21 protein-coding genes and 1 riboswitch are annotated in these 18,105 nt (G+C 40.7%); of the genes, 18 read left to right on the top strand and 3 right to left on the bottom strand.

Annotated features, from left to right (window positions below):
- Positions 1 to 115: 115 nt before the first annotated feature.
- The 5 genes from LUCIF_RS06715 (at position 116) to LUCIF_RS06695 (ending at position 5,913) form a co-directional block, all read left to right on the top strand.
- Entirely contained in the window at positions 116 to 2,569 is a 2,454-nt protein-coding gene (locus tag LUCIF_RS06715) for a contractile injection system protein, VgrG/Pvc8 family (protein ID WP_122627102.1), read from the top strand.
- Positions 2,570 to 2,584: 15 nt separating this feature from the next.
- Complete coding sequence (locus LUCIF_RS06710; RefSeq protein ID WP_122627101.1) at positions 2,585 to 3,214, top strand: Imm5 family immunity protein; 630 nt, start codon at positions 2,585 to 2,587, stop codon at positions 3,212 to 3,214.
- 158 nt (positions 3,215 to 3,372) lie between these two features.
- Positions 3,373 to 4,158 (top strand): TIM44-like domain-containing protein, encoded by a 786-nt coding sequence (locus LUCIF_RS06705; RefSeq protein WP_122627100.1) that lies wholly within the window; start codon positions 3,373 to 3,375, stop codon positions 4,156 to 4,158.
- A gap of 383 nt (positions 4,159 to 4,541) precedes the next feature.
- A complete protein-coding gene (locus tag LUCIF_RS06700) occupies positions 4,542 to 4,763 on the top strand; it encodes a hypothetical protein (protein WP_207857114.1) in 222 nt (73 codons plus the stop codon).
- Positions 4,764 to 4,794: 31 nt separating this feature from the next.
- Positions 4,795 to 5,913 (top strand): aldo/keto reductase, encoded by a 1,119-nt coding sequence (locus LUCIF_RS06695; protein ID WP_122627098.1) that lies wholly within the window; start codon positions 4,795 to 4,797, stop codon positions 5,911 to 5,913.
- 144 nt (positions 5,914 to 6,057) lie between these two features.
- On the opposite strand, the gene LUCIF_RS06690 is transcribed toward LUCIF_RS06695, so the two are convergent.
- Positions 6,058 to 6,453, bottom strand: coding sequence for a pyridoxamine 5'-phosphate oxidase family protein (locus LUCIF_RS06690; protein ID WP_122627097.1), 396 nt, complete (start codon positions 6,451 to 6,453; stop codon positions 6,058 to 6,060).
- A 138-nt stretch (positions 6,454 to 6,591) separates the two neighbouring features.
- On the opposite strand from LUCIF_RS06690, the gene LUCIF_RS06685 reads away from it, so the two are divergent.
- Complete coding sequence (locus LUCIF_RS06685) at positions 6,592 to 6,981, top strand: winged helix-turn-helix transcriptional regulator (RefSeq protein WP_122627192.1); 390 nt, start codon at positions 6,592 to 6,594, stop codon at positions 6,979 to 6,981.
- 107 nt (positions 6,982 to 7,088) lie between these two features.
- On the opposite strand, the gene LUCIF_RS06680 is transcribed toward LUCIF_RS06685, so the two are convergent.
- Positions 7,089 to 7,967: a LysR family transcriptional regulator gene (locus tag LUCIF_RS06680; protein WP_122627096.1), complete on the bottom strand. Its 879-nt coding sequence runs from the start codon at positions 7,965 to 7,967 to the stop codon at positions 7,089 to 7,091.
- A 103-nt stretch (positions 7,968 to 8,070) separates the two neighbouring features.
- On the opposite strand from LUCIF_RS06680, the gene LUCIF_RS06675 reads away from it, so the two are divergent.
- The 6 genes from LUCIF_RS06675 to LUCIF_RS26975 all read left to right on the top strand — a co-directional run bounded on the left by LUCIF_RS06675 (position 8,071) and on the right by LUCIF_RS26975 (position 11,866).
- Positions 8,071 to 9,285, top strand: coding sequence for a YbfB/YjiJ family MFS transporter (locus LUCIF_RS06675; protein WP_207857112.1), 1,215 nt, complete (start codon positions 8,071 to 8,073; stop codon positions 9,283 to 9,285).
- The gene (locus LUCIF_RS06670) at positions 9,236 to 9,448 is read left to right on the top strand and encodes a 2-hydroxymuconate tautomerase family protein (RefSeq protein WP_243638695.1); all 213 of its coding nucleotides are present in this window, start codon (positions 9,236 to 9,238) and stop codon (positions 9,446 to 9,448) included. The genes LUCIF_RS06675 and LUCIF_RS06670 overlap by 50 nt, the downstream gene beginning before the upstream one ends.
- Positions 9,449 to 9,481: 33 nt before the next feature.
- A complete protein-coding gene (locus LUCIF_RS06665; protein ID WP_122627093.1) occupies positions 9,482 to 9,808 on the top strand; it encodes a hypothetical protein in 327 nt (108 codons plus the stop codon).
- A 142-nt stretch (positions 9,809 to 9,950) separates the two neighbouring features.
- Positions 9,951 to 10,769 (top strand): TIM barrel protein, encoded by an 819-nt coding sequence (locus tag LUCIF_RS06660; protein ID WP_122627092.1) that lies wholly within the window; start codon positions 9,951 to 9,953, stop codon positions 10,767 to 10,769.
- Positions 10,770 to 10,952: 183 nt separating this feature from the next.
- Positions 10,953 to 11,564, top strand: a complete 612-nt coding sequence (locus LUCIF_RS06650) for a DNA-3-methyladenine glycosylase (RefSeq protein WP_122627091.1) — start codon at positions 10,953 to 10,955, stop codon at positions 11,562 to 11,564.
- 173 nt (positions 11,565 to 11,737) lie between these two features.
- On the top strand, positions 11,738 to 11,866 hold the full coding sequence (locus LUCIF_RS26975) for a hypothetical protein (protein ID WP_279386947.1): 129 nt from the start codon (positions 11,738 to 11,740) through the stop codon (positions 11,864 to 11,866).
- A 13-nt stretch (positions 11,867 to 11,879) separates the two neighbouring features.
- On the opposite strand, the gene LUCIF_RS06645 is transcribed toward LUCIF_RS26975, so the two are convergent.
- Positions 11,880 to 12,803 (bottom strand): LysR family transcriptional regulator, encoded by a 924-nt coding sequence (locus LUCIF_RS06645; RefSeq protein WP_122627090.1) that lies wholly within the window; start codon positions 12,801 to 12,803, stop codon positions 11,880 to 11,882.
- 147 nt (positions 12,804 to 12,950) lie between these two features.
- Between LUCIF_RS06645 and LUCIF_RS06640 the strand changes: the two genes are divergently transcribed.
- The 6 genes from LUCIF_RS06640 (at position 12,951) to cas6 (ending at position 18,105) form a co-directional block, all read left to right on the top strand.
- Positions 12,951 to 13,463, top strand: coding sequence for a GNAT family N-acetyltransferase (locus tag LUCIF_RS06640; RefSeq protein WP_122627089.1), 513 nt, complete (start codon positions 12,951 to 12,953; stop codon positions 13,461 to 13,463).
- Positions 13,464 to 13,515: 52 nt separating this feature from the next.
- Entirely contained in the window at positions 13,516 to 13,827 is a 312-nt protein-coding gene (locus LUCIF_RS06635; protein ID WP_165865909.1) for a GlpM family protein, read from the top strand.
- A gap of 545 nt (positions 13,828 to 14,372) precedes the next feature.
- Positions 14,373 to 14,459, top strand: a riboswitch (cyclic di-GMP riboswitch).
- Between the two features lie 349 nt (positions 14,460 to 14,808).
- Positions 14,809 to 15,783, top strand: a complete 975-nt coding sequence (locus LUCIF_RS06630; protein WP_122627087.1) for a CPBP family glutamic-type intramembrane protease — start codon at positions 14,809 to 14,811, stop codon at positions 15,781 to 15,783.
- Positions 15,784 to 15,925: 142 nt separating this feature from the next.
- On the top strand, positions 15,926 to 16,453 hold the full coding sequence (locus LUCIF_RS06625) for a hypothetical protein (protein WP_165865908.1): 528 nt from the start codon (positions 15,926 to 15,928) through the stop codon (positions 16,451 to 16,453).
- A gap of 360 nt (positions 16,454 to 16,813) precedes the next feature.
- Positions 16,814 to 16,891, top strand: coding sequence for a putative holin-like toxin (locus LUCIF_RS27285; protein WP_370744942.1), 78 nt, complete (start codon positions 16,814 to 16,816; stop codon positions 16,889 to 16,891).
- Positions 16,892 to 17,367: 476 nt separating this feature from the next.
- Positions 17,368 to 18,105, top strand: coding sequence for a CRISPR-associated endoribonuclease Cas6 (cas6, locus tag LUCIF_RS06620; RefSeq protein WP_165865907.1), 738 nt, complete (start codon positions 17,368 to 17,370; stop codon positions 18,103 to 18,105).

Here is an 18,105-nt window from a genome sequence, read left to right as displayed (position 1 = left end):
GAAACAGCAAGAACAAGAAAAAATAAACCAGGCAGACTCCGGACAGGGCGGCCAAAACCCGACGAACCCAATTCCCGAGGCGTATACCTTTAGCGATATCACCTGTACTCTGCCGGTGGAGCTAAGCCGTATAACGGCCCTGGAAATTGTACATTCTCTCAATGAACATGGTAAAATATACATAAAGGGCATCGCCCCGGATACCTTGGAAGCGAAAGAGATTGAACAAGTCGCAGACAAAGCGAAAATCGAAATCCATCTTCCCGGGCAGCCGCAGCCGTTTTTTGCCGGGGTATGTATACGCATCGAACTGTGCTATCAAGCGGGCCTTAAAATCGTGGAAATCGAGGGACGTTCCTGGACCTATGAACTGGATATCGCCAAGAAATCCCGTTCTTATCAGCAACTGGGGATCAGCTACCAGGAATTGCTCAATGAGGTTCTGAAGGACTATCCTGCCAAAGCCTTTTTAATTACTCTGCCGGATAGCAAAAAATACGACCGGTTTGCCGTACAGTACTGGGAAACGGACTGGGATTTCCTCCGGCGAATTGCTGCCAGAGAGGGGACTGTACTGGTTCCCGAATACTGCGATAGCAGCCACCGGCCGCGCTTTTGGCTGGGACTGCCCAACCTTTCCGCCAAGTCGTTGACTCAAACAGCGGAACAGGCAAGCCGCAGCGAACTGGGCAACTATCTGAAAGTTGCCCTGAACGCCGATGACAGCGTGAAAGAAAAAGATTTTATCACCTATCAGGCAAAGGGGCACGAAATACTGCGGCTGGGAGATCTCGTCGACTATGGCGGCAAAAAATTGACCGTTGTCCATATTGTCAGCAAAGTCGACAAAGGTGTGCTAACCAGCGCCTATATGCTGGCTGGTTCGGAAAAAATGGCGCTGGCCAACCCGGAAAACCGTAACATTCAGGGGGTCTCCCTACCCGGCAAAGTACTGGACAGCCGGGGAATCAACTCCCAGGTCCACCTGGATATCGACGCCAGGCAGGAGAAATCCGCAGCGCTTTGGTTTCCTTATGCTTCGGATTTAGGCAACTTCCTCTACTGCATGCCCCATAACGGGGAAAGCGTCAACCTGTACTTTAAAGACGGCTATGAGGCCAATGCGATCCTCGTGACCAACGCCCGGAAAAACGGCGGTCAATGCCCCAAGACAGCGGACTATAACAACCGCTACTTCACCAACTATGAACGCAAAGAACTGTTCCTTTCCCCGGATACCGTATCCTTTACCGTCGATGAAAGCGCCGCTGAAAAAATAGCCATAAAACTTAACGATGCGGACGGAATCACCATCGAAAGTACTAAGCCCATTGTATTCGGGGCCAAACAGGGCCTCCGTCTGGAAGCGGCAAAGAACATCGACATCGAAGGGATGCTGGGAGTCTATGGCTTTTCCGGACCGGCCAGCATCATCCTGAAAGACAACAAAACTAACTTCTATGGCGGCAACGTACTTGTCGACGGCGCCAATAAATCCCCTTGCCCGCCGGTGGAACAACCGGCAGAGCCGAAAAAGAAATCTATTTTGGGCAAAATTGCCAGTGTAGGTGAAGCGGCCTGGGAGACTTTCAAAAAAGAGCCGCTAATCGACAAAGTCCAGACCGTGCTGGACATAGCCAGCTGCTGTCCGGTCATTGGTTCGGCCGCCAGTGTCGTCAATGGGGCTATCTCCATAGGCCGGGGCAACTACGGGGAAGCCGCCCTGAACTTTGCCTGTGCCGTACCGGGGGCCGCCTGGGCCAAAGCCGGAGCTAAGCTCGCCGAAGGGGTAAAGCTAGGGGCCACAGCGGCCAAAGAGGCATCGGTAGTGGCCAAAACAGCAATTAATGCTGCCGAAGATGCCGCCAGAATAGCGGCCAGAGGGGCGAAAATCGCCAAAACGGCGGCCGAAGAAGCCGGCCGCGTGGTCTTAGGCAAAGGCAAAACCATGGCATTAAAGGCCCTGGAGAAAATACCCAAGCCGAAGATTGTCTGGGAAGAATCCCTCGTCCTCTGCGCCGACGGCATGGGCCATGGAACTCCGTTTCGATTTCCAAGATTGCTGATTGAAGCTGGGGAAGGAAGCGGGAAGGCTGCGGAGAACATGGCAAAAAAATATGCTAAAGAGATTGAACAATCTCGGGCAGCGTATAAACGGGCGGCAGAAGTTGGAGAGCAGTATGAGGAGAAATTTGGTACAAAAACTTTTGCATCAAATGGAAAGAAAACTATGAGTGGATGGGATGGTAAAACTACGATAGCCCCAACAGAATGCACCCGAGTAGAACCTAGAGAAGTTATGGATTATAGTGAAGAGATAGGGCATAAATTAAAGAACTCTGGAAGTAACGATCACGGAATCCCAGGGCAGTTCCAAGCTTGTCATGCAGAAAAACAACTTTCTCTTCTAACGGATAGTCCTATTGGGGTAAATCGAAAAATGTGTACAGATTGTCAGGGATATTTTCAAAAACATGCTGCGTACACTGGTGAGGAAAAATTTGTGACAGATCCCGAAATGACAAGAATCTTTCATCCAAATGGAGAAGTTTCTAAGATATTATGGTAAAGGGGGATAAAACTGTTGTCCACAGAATTATTGGTGATGTTAGATGAAGCAAAGCGAGGCGTTTTTTCTCATCCAAAAGGTGAATTAGTTCTACCTATCAGAAGAAAGGTATGGAATAAATTTGGGGAATACGGAGCTAAAGATGCTGGAAAAGTAATTCAAACAATAGGCTTAAGAAGGCGAGCAGAGTTAGATATTCTATGTGTAAAACATGTTATGAATATATGGAATAGTGAACGACCTAATGATAATAGGTTGATAGAAATACTCAAAATGATAGATGACTATTTTAATAGTAATATTGGAAAAGATGCATTGCGGCATATAAAAAATAATTTTTGGACTGATTGTGAAGAGATGCTTTATGAAAATGAATCTTCGATGGCATGTTATGTAGGTTTTGCAACTATTGGTGCAGTATGCACTTCTTATCTTGATAAATCCCTTGTTAGTGATCATATTGATAGTAGAGTTCTCGATGATGAATTAGATCCTTTCAGTTGGGATGCATCATATTATGCTGCTATAGCATATGCGGGAGGAGCTTCTACCGAAGAAAATTCTAGTATTGATAAAAGAAGAGAATTCTGGCTTTGGTACTTAAATGAAGCTGTACCAAAGGCTTATGAGGCTTATAAAGATTAGAAAATTGTCTGTCGGGGGGACGGAGTTATCAACAACAAATTTAACTTATTTGTCGATAAACCCGTCCTCTATGAAAGACAAGGTAATCATGATTTCCGGTACGGATTAATTTAAATCTTCTTTATAAAAATACAATTCCCAAGAATCGAGGGAGAGATATGAAAAAAATATTATATTTGTTATGTCTTGGATTGATCGTGTGCGTAGTATGCAATTTTGCATTACCTGATGTTACCTATGCAGCGCCCGGCGGGATGATAGTAAAGGCGGCCACTAAAACCTGGTATGGAAAGGCAATTGTAATTATTCTAACAATAATCTTTTTGCCTCTACTTCTATATATTATGGTTAAAGAAAAAGTAGCGAGTAACAGGGCTAGCAAGGCTTTAACTGAATTAGCAAAAATAAACAACATCTTTCGCTGGACGGTATTAAATCAAAGAGCTTATGAAGTAATTACTCATGTATACTATGCCTGGAAAAAGAGCGATGTGAGTCAGGCAACAGAATGGATGACAGACTGGTACTGGCAAAATCAGAAAATTACGGTGTTGGATGAATGGGAAAGCGAAGGGTTGAGCAATTATTGTAAGTTAAATAAAATCCTCTCCGTTAAGCCGTTGTACGTAGAATATAACGAAAAAACAACCGGTGATGGAGAAGGCTCCCGGGTAGTATTGCTGGTCAAAGTTAAATTAATCGACTATCTTATAAATGATAAAACCGGAGAAGTGGTTGAAGGCGATAAGAAAAACAAAAATTTCGAGTCAGTGTGGACCTTGCTCCTTGAAGAAGGGCAATGGAAGCTTACCTTGATTGAAGAGGGAGCATTAAGCCTCCGATATGCGAAAATGAAAAGTGATATTGAAGGTGCAAACCAGCATTTAAAGGCAGGCGGGGACAGTACCTGTTCCAAAGCCGATTTAAATATTAAAACGGATTAAGTCTCAAATCGACTGAACAACAGAAATCTTAAAGGGGACGGGGTTAATGACACCTGTGTGTCGGCAACCCCCTCCCTTGACACTATTGTCTTTGACACTATTATCCCGGCTGCAACCTGACTGAAATGAAAGGAGTTGACGATTGGATTATTTTAGAGTAAACTTATATCCATAATAAATGAACGTTCATTCCTAAACGCTAAAATCATACAGAGCCTAAGCCTGATGATGCCACTATTAACGCGGGAGTAGAAGTTGTATGGGATGCAATCAAACGTTAATACTATTACAATTAAGGAGTGAATATTCATTCTCTACCGTTAAAATATTTCGGATAGGCCGGTTATTAGGATATTGGAAAAGTGTATGAAGGGAGGGAACATTTGAAGATGATGAATACCATTTATGGTATTCCGGTTGCTGCAGACTTGGAATTGCCTTATTCAGAAAAGGAAAAAATCGTCAAAGAACTTATGACTGAATGGGCTTGGAATGGGAGGCAGCTTGGTAAAGTGGAAATAATTAGCGACGAGCAATTCATTCATGTATGTGCTTATGAGAAACCGATAGTCAAAGTTTATAAGGAAATAATAAAAAAATATTAATTCTTGCTAAAATTATTTTGTGGAGGTCAGTATGACATATTTAGGTGAAAATATTCCGAAACTCGGTTTTGGATTTATGCGGCTGCCGATGATCGGTGAAGAAATTGATATGGAACAGACAAAAGAAATGGTCGATCTGTTTATGTCCAAAGGATTCAGTTATTTTGATTCCTCCTGGGGCTATATCGGCGGCAAATCCGAAGCGGCGATGAAAACTGCAATCGTTGACCGCTATCCGCGCGAGAGTTTTCAAATCGCGACAAAGTGCCCTGTATGGATTGTGAAAACGGAAGAAGAAGCCAAGAATATGTTCTGGACTTCACTGAAGCGCACCGGAGCAGGCTATATCGATTTTTATCTGCTTCATAACTTGGGCGAAAGCCGTACGAAAATTTTTGATGACTTCGGGATGTGGGATTATGTTCGGGAATTGAAGGAAAAAGGACTCATACGTCATATCGGCTTTTCCATTCATGACAAAGCAGATGCGATAGACAAAATCCTAACCGAGCATCCTGAGATGGAATTCGTCCAGTTCCAACTCAACTATGCCGATTGGGAAAGCTACTCCATCGAGGCGCGCAAGTGCTACGAGGTGGCTCTGAAACACAACAAACCCATCGTCGTTATGGAACCGCTCAAAGGAGGCGCTCTGGCAAACCCGGTTGACAGCGTTAAAAAAATATTCGAAGAAGCGAATCACCAAATGTCTGTTGCTTCTTGGGGAATCCGGTATGCGGCTTCGCTGGACAATATCGTCACTGTACTGAGCGGGATGTCATCCATCGAGCAGGTCAGAGACAATGTTTCCTATATGGAACATTTCCAACCACTTACTGAAGGCGAGAGAGCCGTTGTTGAGAAGGCGCGGCAGGCATTTAGTGAGATACCGTGCATTCCCTGCACTTCCTGCGAATATTGTGTTGAAGGCTGCCCGCAGAAAATACACATTGCCAATGTTTTTGCGGCGTATAACCGTAAAATGGTCTACGACGATTTTCTCCACGCAAAGCAATTTTATCAGTTTGCGGCCAGGCAGGGAGGAAAAGCTTCGGACTGCATCGCCTGCGGCAACTGCGAAAGAGTCTGTCCTCAACATATTAATATTATTGAGAACTTAAAAATTATAGCTGAGGAACTGGAAAAATAAAAAGGCATGATGTTACATCAAGTACATTCATGTCCATCTTACAGGGGACGGGGTTGCTGACACCTGTGTGTCGGCAACCCCGTCCTTTTAATTATGTAAAATGGTTTTCATACGGTCTGCCGTTCCCTGGACACGATTTCAACCCTAAACAGCCAATGTTTTCTTTTCACCCGACATGGTTTGGCAGACCGCCTGTGCATCGTCTAAACAGAATATCTCAAATTTGCCATCACCCACGGCGTACATCTTACCAAGAGCAGGCATGACCTCCAGAGCCTTCCGTTGTGTTTCCGCCGAAGTGCAGAACACCGCCTTGCCGCAGAGGCGAAGGGTATTATAGTTGGCAGCAACACAACAAATTTCCACATTGGGATTAAGCGTAAGCTGCTGATACATGTCTTTTTGATTGGAAGTACAAAAAGCCAGTTTTCCGTTATACTCCATTACAAACCCCATTGCCCGGACATGTGGCTGATCTCCGCTGGTTGTTGCGAGGTAAAATACCTTGTTTTCCTTTAAAAAATCCAGAACCTCTTTCACGCCGAATCACTCCTCAATAAATTTTCTTTTGTTTCTTGACTAGCTTATGGTATTATTCTATTATAAAATCAGTTTAATACAAGTACGCAGATTTAAATGATTAAGTATGAAAAACATACCTGGCGAAAGGAACTGTACATGAGTAAAGAAGTTATGGAGGAAACAACTGCCGGAGAGAATCTACTTTGCCCGATCCGCTATGCCATAGATATCGTAGGCGGTAAGTGGAAGCTGCCAATAATTTGTATGCTTGCCGGGGGATTGCCGACAAGGTACAGCAGTATTAAGCGTAAATTGACGGGGGTAACTAATATGATGTTGGCGCAGTCGTTAAAAGAATTGGAAGCAGCCGGTCTTGTCCATCGTGAACAGTACAATGAAATTCCCCCGAGAGTGGAATACACGCTGACAGAAAAGGGGAAAAGCATGATCCCCCCCTTGGTAAAGCTGGCCGAATGGGGCGCCGCCCATATTCGGGAGGATAAGACATGCGCGGCTTTCTGTGAAAGGTGTCAATCGATGAAATAGATGAACCATCCAACACATTTCCCATATCCGGTATACGTAAAGACATTAGATGTTGTTAGATTAAATTATTCTTATAAAGCCGAACAAGGGAAGCCGACTGGCTTCCCTTATTTTCGTCCGTCAAGGGGATGGGTTATTAGATCAACAAAATTAGTCATGGCTGCCGTTGGGGTTACATCTTTTCTTTGTATTAGCATTGTTGTGCAAATTTGTATATGAGGTGGCAACTCGTAGGCGGTTAGTACGCCTGACTGAAGCTTATCTTCTATAACAGACCTGGGTAATAAGGAAATTCCGATGCCAGCCGAGACGCCACCGATAATAGCATCTAGAGAACCAAATTCAAAACGCCTCAGGGGTATAATATTACTCTCCAATAAATATCGCTCAAGCAATGCCCGATAAGAGCAGCCCGGACGGAAAACCAATATCGTTCTATTTCTTATCATATCCAAAACATTTTGGGTATTTTCTTTTTTTTCGGCAACCAGGACCATCTCTTCTCTAAAAATTTCAATTTCTGTAATTTCGGGATGGTTAACAGGTGCTGCCACAAAGGAAAGGTCAAGTCCATAATTTAGAACTTGATTAATTAGGTATTCCGTAGGACCCGTCTGAAGGGACAACTCGACCATATCGTATAAGGAATGATATTTCTTGAGCAGTGAAGGCAGGCGAATCGCTGCAGTTGTTTCCATAGAGCCAAGTCGCAGCAATCCGCCAGGTATTTCACTTGAACTTAAGCGGTGGTGCAATTCTTCCACAAGTCGTGTAATCTTTAATCCCTGTTCTAAGAAAATTTGACCGGAGGGAGTGAGCTGCACTCCTTTTGCATTGCGATAAAATAAATTTACTTTTAAGTTTACTTCTAGCTTTCGTATGCGAGCAGTAATGCTGGATTGCGCATATCCCAGAGCTTCCGCCGCTTGGGTCATGGAACCATGTACTGCTACCTCACGGAATACTTTTATATCTTCCAAATCCATCTTTAACAGCTCCCATAGATAAATCCGATTGCCATCATAGAAACTAATCGCTTCTAATGGCGGCTCCTTTATAGTAACATGAAACTGTATTCTTGACTAGGTGGTGACGAAGTCGAAAAATGGTCGTAGTATTTCAACACTCATAGGTGGAATTTGTGCTTTAAGTTTAGCAATGGGAATTTCGCGATTTGGATTTACGCCAATTATTCCACTAATGCAGCGAGATATTGGTATATCGAATTGGGAAATTGCAGTCATGGCTTCGGCAAACTATTTAGGCTATTTTATTGGAGCCTATATTTCTCGAAAGCAATGGCTCGGCAGGCATATAAGAGCTTGGCTGGGGGCAGAACTAGTTACCAGTGTGATTTTGCTGGCAGCTATGCCGTTTACAGTAAATGATTACCTTTGGACTTTGCTGAGGCTGCTTTCCGGTTTTCTTAGCGCAATATTATTTGTCGTTGCCTCAAGCGTTACTTTAGGACAGGGGCGAAGTGATTGGGCTGGCTATCTTTACAGCGGAGTCGGCATTGGTATTGCGTTTACCGGCATATTTGTTCCGATGTTTGATAGCATAGGCGGCTGGACAGCCACCTGGCAGGGCTTAGCTCTAGGCGGAAGTGTACTGGGAATCGTCGCGTGGTACACTTTAGCGAAGGCGTCGCGCCATGATGTTGTGGAATTAAAACAGGTACAAAGCCGTGTTATGTTTGTGAGAAATTCTGAGTGGTATATTATTCTTGCCAGCTACGGACTGGAAGGTATTGGCTATATCATTACAGCCACATTTGTCGTGCAAATGATAAAATCAATGCCTGAGCTCAGTCATATTGCGAATCAAAGTTGGGTATTGATTGGCTTGTCGGCAGCCTTTTCAACATATCTCTGGTCACAAATAGCCCAGAAGACAGGTATAAAGACGAGCTTGATGCTGGCGTATGGGATGCAGGCCGTGGGAATTATTCTGCCGGTTATAATCCCAAATCAGATTAGTGCTTTAGCCGGAGGCGCTTTATTTGGCGGAACCTTTATGGGGATAACCAGCTTAACAATTACATTGGCTTCCCGAATGAAACCAGAATTTCAAATGCAGGCCATCGGGGAATTAACAGCAGTGTATGCCTTAGGCCAGATCATAGGACCGATTGTTGCGGCGTATCTTCAAAAAAGTTTCAATATCGTAGCGCCTAGTCTTTTTGCAGTTGTGATTTTAATCATTGCGTTGTTAGCGTTAATGGCATTGAAAACGAATAGGAAAGGTGGTGGTAATGATGCCATATGTAAACATAAGAATTACCAAAGAAGGAGCTACCCCTGAACAGAAGGCACTATTGATTCAGGGAGCAACGCAGCTTCTTGTGGATGTATTGGGAAAGAATCCTGTTACTACGGTTGTCGTAATTGACGAAGTGGATATTGATAATTGGGGTATGGGAGGAGAGACAATTACGGCTTTTAGACAAAAGTTCCTTAACAAATAGTTTTTAGCAGATAAACAAAAGGGGGAGTATTTAATGATCGATCCGAAAGTTATCGAGGCTTTTCATATGATGTGGGATAGATTCCCTGCAGCTGTTCGTTTAATACATAAGGACAGAACAGTGATAGCAGTCAATGTTGTTGCAAAGGAGATAGGATTTCAACCGGGAGTGCCATGTTATCAGGTGGGTACTCCCGAACAGCATAAAGGTTGTAGAGCGAATGAAGCATTGTCATCTAATAAGGGCGTATACCAGATTAATCCTGAAAAGAATGCCATTCGGTACTGGCTGCCTGTCAAGGATTTTCCTGATGTTTATATTCATTTTTCTCTTAAAATAAAGGAAGTTATAGGTGATTAATAAGGGGCCGCTGGATAAAAGGTAAAATTAAACTGAGTAATTGCAGAACAAGCCCCATAAAGTCGTGTTGATTTAATATTTAATATATAAAGGAATTCCGGGTTCTATTGAATGCATAGAACCCGGATAATTATGAAGAAATATGGAAAAGCTGCTTTTCGGAATTTCTGGCTTGCCAGTATACAATGGTTCTAAACGATTTAATTATCAAACTGGGATTCATTATCTGAAATCTATAGGGCTAGACGCAATGGAACTGCTTTTTGTCCGGAATGTTAACGTGACGGATCATAATAAAGATGCCATCCTCGAGGCAAAGCAAAAGGAAGACTTTTACCTTTCGGCCCACGCATCGCATTATATAAACCTAAATTCCGATGATATCATGATACAGAAGCAATCGGTAAAAAGAATCATTGATGCTGCAGAAGGGTTGACAAAGGTTGTAGGAAAGAGTTTGGTACTCCACCCAGGTTTCTACCTGAATGACTCAAAGGAAGAGACTTACGCTACTATCAAGAGTAACCTTGCGAGACTTCCCGATCTTGGGGTGGATTACAGGCTCGAGACGACTGGAAAGGGATCTCAGTTTGGAACGCTTACAGAACTGGTTTCGTTATGTAAGGAACTTTCTTTATGCAAGATTTGTATTGATTTTTCGCATATTCACGCGAGGTCAAACGGCGGTCTTAAAAATTACGATGACTTTGCCGGTATTATCAAGTATGTTCTCGATAATTTGGGCAGAGCCGCCATAGAAGATTTACACATCCATATGGGGGGAATAAAATACACTCCCAAAGGGGAAAAGAGTCATGCTCCATTGCTTGAAAGCGATTTTAACTATAGAGAATGTCTAAGGGCTATAAAGGACTTTAAAGTTCGGGGATGTATAATAGCGGAAGGACCTCTTTTGGAAAAAGACGCTTTGCTTCTAAAAGATACTTATGAAAAACTATAATGAGGAGTGCTCAGATATCTCATCCTATTTGATGGGTTGCGCACGATGAACGTCTACAAGATCGTTTGGGGAAGCCTGCTTGCGGCTGGACTGGCAATCGGAGCGAATTTCCTGTTGAGCAAAGCCGAACAGGCACTCTGCAAATCATAAACTTATAGTATTTCTGAAGGGAGAGTTTGCTGAATGAAGTCACTTGATAGAGAATTTTATAATAGAGATTCGCTGATCGTCGCAAAAGAGCTGCTAGGAAAGATTCTTGTCCATGAGATAGGAGGACAAATAATTTCCGCAAAGATCGTAGAGACTGAAGCATATATGGGTATCACAGATAAAGCCGCCCATTCCTATGGAGGGAAGCGAACACCAAGGGTGGAGGTCATGTACGGAGCTCCTGGCATTGCTTATATATTCGTTATTTACGGGATGCATTACTGCTTCAACGTAGTTACCAGAGAGGAAGGAAATCCCCAGGCTGTTCTTGTGAGAGCGGCTGAGCCGGTAGATGGGCTCGATTTGATGGCTCAAAACAGATTCAACAAATCATATGACGAGCTAAACAGGAGCCAGGCAACGGGGTTGACAAATGGACCTGGAAAGCTGTGTAAGGCATTATCAATAGATGGTAGATTGAATGGCGAAGATTTATGCAGCAGTTTTCTTTATGTCCTTGAGGGAGAAGACGAAAAGTTCGATATTGTATCGAGTAAACGCATTGGCGTCGATTACGCTGAAGAGGCAAAAGACTTTCTCTGGAGGTTCTATATAAAGAATAACAGGTTTGTGTCCAGTGTGTAATTATGCTTTTTCGATGGACAATGTCCGATTTCACCTTGCTATGTGGAGAAGGTTATGATCAAGTGACAATTTGGGGAAGCAAAATGAACATCCCTTTGCTTCTCTTTGACGGCGATAAAATGACCCTATATGGCAGTTGAAAATTGACCCCTCCCAAAAAAGGAGGGAAAAATATGGACAACCAGAAAGCGTTTCCCCATGAGCAAGGTCATGAGAGTGAAGGCTTAAAAGGTGTGAATATGGTGAAAACAACAATAACGACCACTTGGTATAGAAAGTGGTCGTTATTGTTGTTTTCCTGATAACTCTTTTAACTCAATAATCCATCTTTGGTACAGACTTTTTTAAAGCAGTTGTTAAGAAATTAATATATATCATAAGCTCTTCTGGTAAAAATACATCGTTTCGTTTTACCAAGCCCAGTTGAATCAGACTGCCTTCTTCTATGGGGATAGAAATAATATTAGGGTTCATGTAATTGTTCACGATACAGCCAGTTCCCAAATTATAGCCATCTGTATTTGCGAGGAGATTATTCATGGCACCTCGGTCTTTTAGATAGACCAGTTTCCCAATATTGTCCACATCGATAACTTCTTCAGCGAAATGAAGTAGTACATCGTCCTGCTGGTAAGTCAGATAAGGATAGTTTTCTAATTGTTCTAAAGTAATGGATTTGAGATGCGCCAGAGGATGTTCTTTTCGAAGAAAAACGTGCTGCTTCAGTGAAGTGAGGGGAGTAAATACTAGCGATTTTGAGCTGAAGTAACGCTCAAAAAAATTCTTGTTTAAATCAGTCACAGATAAAATTCCAAGAATACTTCTGCTTGCATACACGTCATCAATCACATCAGTTGTCTTTCCTTCCCGAATTGTTAGCTCATAATTCCGCTCGGCGAAATAATCCATTAGATTTGCAACAGCCTCGATAGCAAATCCGTAATGTTGAGAAGAAATAGAAAACCTTGTTAGGTCCGTTGCCTTCTGCTTATTAAAATGATAGACGACAGATTCCATTTGTTCCAGAAGCATTTTAGCGTAGAATAATAAATCCGTGCCATCTTTTGTAAAGATAACCCCTTTGTTCGTTCTATCTAAAATGGTAATTCCTAATTCACTTTCTAACTCCTGAACGGATTTGCTGATACTGGGCTGTGTCACATAAAGGGCAGAGGCAGCTTTACTAATAGAATTATGTTTGGCAATCTCTACAATATACCGAAATTGTTGAAGCGTCATGTCTACACCATTCCTCAAATCTATTCTGCTAAAAGCTTTGCCATAACTTGATTCTATAGCAAATGATTAATAAGGTCAATTTTACGTTTTGTAAGGCAGGGGTTAAAATATAGAAAAACATATTAATTGTGAAAGGAATTAAAAAAAATGATAAGGGAAGCAACTGAAAAAGATTTAATGGATATTTTAGAAATTTATAATGATGCTATATTGAACACAACCGCAGTCTATGATTATAAGGCTCATACGCTTGATGATAGAACACAATGGTATGAAAAAAAGAAGCAAGATGGGTATCCGTTGTTAGTATTTGAAAAAAGTGATAAAGTCATTGCATTTTCTACATTTGGCCCATTTAGAGCATGGCCGGCATATAAATACACAATAGAACATTCCGTATATGTTCATAAGGATTATAGGAATGAGGGTATTGCAACAAAATTAATGCAGGAAATAATAAAAATTGCTAATGCAAGAGAATATGCAACCCTTGTTGCTGGAATTGATGCAGCAAATGAAACTAGTATAAAAATGCATGAGAAAATGGGGTTTACATTTTCGGGTGTAATTAAAAAAGCAGGATATAAATTTAATGAATGGCTAGACCTTGCATTTTATCAATTGGATTTGAAAGGACCGAAGGTACCTTCGGAAGGATAGATTCATAACTTTGAAAGAGGAGATTTAATTGGATTTAATAATTAAATGTGTTATGGCTGTTATTCTTATGGGCATCGTGCATTATATATCAAAAACAGATAATTATTATATTGCTGGATTAGTATTAAGTTTTCCAGGCCTAAGTATTCTTGCTTATTATTTCATGTATATTGAACAGGGAGCTTCAAAGGTTCGTGAAACAATATACTTTGCTATAGTTTCGGCTATACCTTTTGTAATTTTTCTTTTAGTATTAAATTTTACCTTAAAAAATTATAATATATTTAAATCGATTTTAATATCAAGTGTGGTTTGGGGGTTTTTCGCATCAATCCTGATTATAACGTGGAAAAATTTCAGTTGATTTAAAAAGCAGCGTCCAGGCAGATTCCCATTGATCCTTCTAGACGCAAGAGGGATTAATCGTTGGAAAATATATCAGCTTTGAGATGATTATCGAAAAGACGAAGGAAGCGCATAATCAAAGCCGAAATTAAGGTGGAGATGTTGAAGATGAGAATTAGGCGAATGAATCTGTCAAGAGGACGGCCGACTAATATCATAAAGCTATGATGTAAAGAAAATATCAAGGTGTCTTGCTCAATAATTTATGGCTCAATTAAAGTGACAAACAATGGTAAAGATGATATTTTTTTGTTGATCTTTAACATAGTAATGCTTTATTATAAAATCATTAGAATATATAACCTTTATTGGATGTTATTGGTAAAATATTTGTTAATTGATTGAGAGTAACTATAATTAGTTGAGTGAAAGGTATATCAATTACCCGGAATTTTCAACTTCGGCTTTGATCTTTCTTTTTTTTGAAGCCGATGAGACAGCTCGAAAATTTTGAAAGTTAAAAGCTTTTTTATATTTTTACACGAAAATGGAGAATTGGAATTAGATGATATTGGGCAAACTTGCCGAAAGGCAAGGGCGCAAAGCCATGGGTCTAAGAGCCGTCAAGCTTACGATTGCCAGGTTGCGACTGAAAACCAGTCTATACCCGGTAATCGTTTTATTTTTTTATGATAAACCTTGATGGTATCTTTTATGTTGCTGTGATGAATAACAGTTTCAAGGCTTACAGGGCATTTTTGCTGTCCGAAAAAACGGTACGGCCGTTGCCGTTCTTGAATGGAACTACAGCGATTTTGTTGAGTAAAGCCCATATTTATTGAGATACCTTAGAAGGTTGGCTACATGGAAGGTAAGATGCGAGTAACAAGCTCCAACTGCGCCCCAAAGGCAGGCGCATTAAAAGAAGGGTTTTGATGGAACGATAGAGATTATAAGCAATTGGAACTTTTGTCTTATAAATTGATGGAGGGAAACAACAATGTTCTTATCGTCGTTTTTTTTTGGAAGGACTCTTCATTCGGCAATTGTTGCTTTCAACGAAGGCCGCTTTGCCGAAGCCGAAAATCTCGTAGAAGAAGCATTGGTTATTAATAACCATGATTTCGAAGCTAACTTTTTGAAGATGCGCATAGCCGTAATGCAACAAAAATATGAAAAGGCTATGGTATTGATAAATGTTTGCAAAAAGATCAAAATTGCTTCGAAACTGAATCAGTTGCTGGCACCTTGGGAGGAATACTGCTCTATTCATATTGGTCAACCACCGGAAGAGGGCTTGGATGTCATTAAATTAAATGAAAAAACAGACGAACTGCTTCGATTTTATCAACACAACCGTGAGTATAAGATTAGTGATTTGGTATGGATTACTGTATTGTTTATCGTTTTAACTTTTTCCATGAATTATTTGCTTGAAATACTTTTTCATATTAGCATGATTCGATCTAACGCAGCGTTATATATGTTTACTTTGTTATACCTTCCTATTGTTTCATACTACTATTTCCGTAAAGTCACCCTAATCCCTAATGTTTATATATTATTACGGTATGGTATTAATACACTTAGGGGGCTGTTTAAATCAAAAAGATTTATTAATTCTGTCCTGACAATTACTCTTGGATTAACGATGCTCTTCACGTCTGGACTTATAAAGCGTGATCTGCACACTAGGTTTTTAGAAATTGTTGCCATAGTATTAGCCGGCCCTATAGAAGAAGAGATATTAATAAGAGGTTTTTTATACGGATATTTGCGTAAATATGGGAAGGTTTTATCATGGAGCCTCGTGACAATCGTGTTTTGCTTGCTTCATGGCGAATCAGCCAGCAGCTGGCAAGCCATTGTATCTATCGCTTGCTTAAATGTATATGATCAAGAAAAGACTATTTTAGCTCCGATTATCATTCATATGTTAAATAATGGGGTGAATATCCTACTTGCTTTCTTATAAAATTGCAAAATCATATAATGTTTCATCTAAATTGAGATAAAAGAGAGGAGTGGCTCTTCTGCGTTGCGGTTACAGCCTGTCATATACTTTCTGGACTTGCCTGGTATTACTTTATGAGTGGTTTGGAAATGAACTGTCCAGAATGTTCGATTTTTGGTTTGTACCTTTTATCGTTATTTTGCCATTTATTGTATGGGTGGTAGTAATAATTACTTTGCTAATCAGAAATGCCCTTAACCGTAACTGGCGCAGAGTAGCTTCTATTATTGTTGCACCAATTATCGCTGTGTTCTTTTGGTGGGGGCTAGGTAAGCTGGGTGTTACGCCGGATTTGGTTTATTTAGAAATAAAAAAACCAGCATACATGAGGGAAATTTCCAGGTTTAAGGTTGACGGAGATAATCGTTTATTAAGCTGGGACTGGGGATCAACAGGCTTTGCAGTAACCGCGGACTGTGACTATACGCTATTTTATGATGAGAGTGATCAAATTATCTTATTACCGTCGGCCAGATCTGCTGACTGGAATAAAAGACTTGACAAGAATCAACGATTATTGTTAAAGGCTTATCCTAAATGGTATGCAGATCAACATCCTGCTCCACATGGAAATATAACGGTGGAGCATCTGGAAGGGCATTTTTATCTTGTTAAATATTGGACCTGGTAATAAGCAAATGATTCGATGGAAGCAAAGGGGCTTTCCTTTTGTTTCTTGCTTTAAAGAATGATTACAACCGCATATATCCGGAACCAAGAAGAGTAGATCTGCATATTAAAATGGTTTTCTGCATATTTTATAGCTGGTTAATGCAGAAAAATGTTTAAGAAACTTCAATCTCTCAAAAGGGGACGGGATTAATGACATCTGTGTGTCGACAACCCTGATCCTTGACACCGCTTATATTGTGAAACCAAACAGGCTTTTCTTTTTTACGTGAAGATTGACCTAATAAAATCAGAATATGCTATAATATTTTTAAGGTTGTTAGGGAACGGTTAGCACTCCCTTTTAAGAAAGGGGGTGATTATGATATCAACATTCGAGGCTATGTATCTTATGATAGCATTTGCAACGCTTGTTGTTTTAATCATAAAAAAGAAATAACCGCTCCCGCCTAGGTTCGGTTATTTCTTAATAACTATTCGCTTAGGCTAACCGTTCCCGGTTAGACAACCTGTGGGACTGGCGTGCTTGCAACACGTCGGTCCTTTTATTTATATTGTACTCATTTTGAAAAGAATATTCAAGTATCTACTACCTTACTGTTATTGGGGTTCCTAAAAAATCTTACAGGGACGGAGTTAATGACAACCTGAGGTGTCGGCAACCCTATTTCCAGTGTGGATAGATTAATTATTCAAACTTAAAAATATTAAATTTACATTCCAGTATGGGGTGATTAGGTTGATTAATCTTGAACATTATACCATTTTGGTAAGCGTCCTAATTATAATATGTAGTAGTAACTCTTGTTATTCTGTAACTTTTATTATACGTTGACATTTTTGCATGTCAATATTATTATTGGCATATAAACTAAAAAAAATTAATGGAGTTAATTATGAGAGGAGGTGATTATCTTGAGATTGATACTAGAACTAACTTTAACGAAGGAAGAGTTTATCTTAGATTACAGACCACTGTGTTTAAGTTATTTCAAAAATGCATTGTCAGAATATCAATCAGGTGCTTCATTTGAACGCTATTATGCTCCTTCTACAAATAAACCATTTACGTTTGCGGTTGGTTTGAATAGGGCTGCTTTTAATGGGGACAAGATAACAATATCCCATAAGCGAATTAAAATATTTTGGAGCACTGACGAGATTGAGACCGGTATAACATTTTATAATGCTCTTTTGCAGCAAAAATATAAGTGGTATCCATTGCCGATGGGGAATTCGATGAGGCTTGAGCACATTGCAATCGAAAAAGAAGTTATTATTTCAGCTAATGATATTGAAATCGCGTTTGCTTCGCCGCTTTGTGTGCGCAAGCATGATAAAGAGCGTAATTATGATCAATATTTCTCCTATGGCAAAGAAGGCTTTGATGAAATGCTGCGGCAGGTGCTGAAACGACAGTTAGTTGAGCAGGGAATTTTGCAGGATAACCTACTAAATGATTTTTCTCTTGAGGCCATTAGCTATAAGAAAACAGTAGTCAAACACCATGGGCAATACATTGAGGTAACTTTAGGAAATTTTTGGATGCATGGGGATATCAGGTTGTTAACACATTTCTACCTGGCAGGTATAGGTAGTAGACGATCTGGAGGATTTGGATACTTTAATGTCTTAAAGCAAGGAGGTGATTAA

The sequence above is a fragment of the Allolucifera butyrica genome, assembly GCF_900476375.1.
Classification (GTDB): domain Bacteria; phylum Bacillota; class Negativicutes; order Sporomusales; family UPPP01; genus Lucifera; species Lucifera butyrica.
Note: the sequence above shows the minus strand (reverse complement) of the source record. Positions and strands in the feature narration are given on the sequence as shown.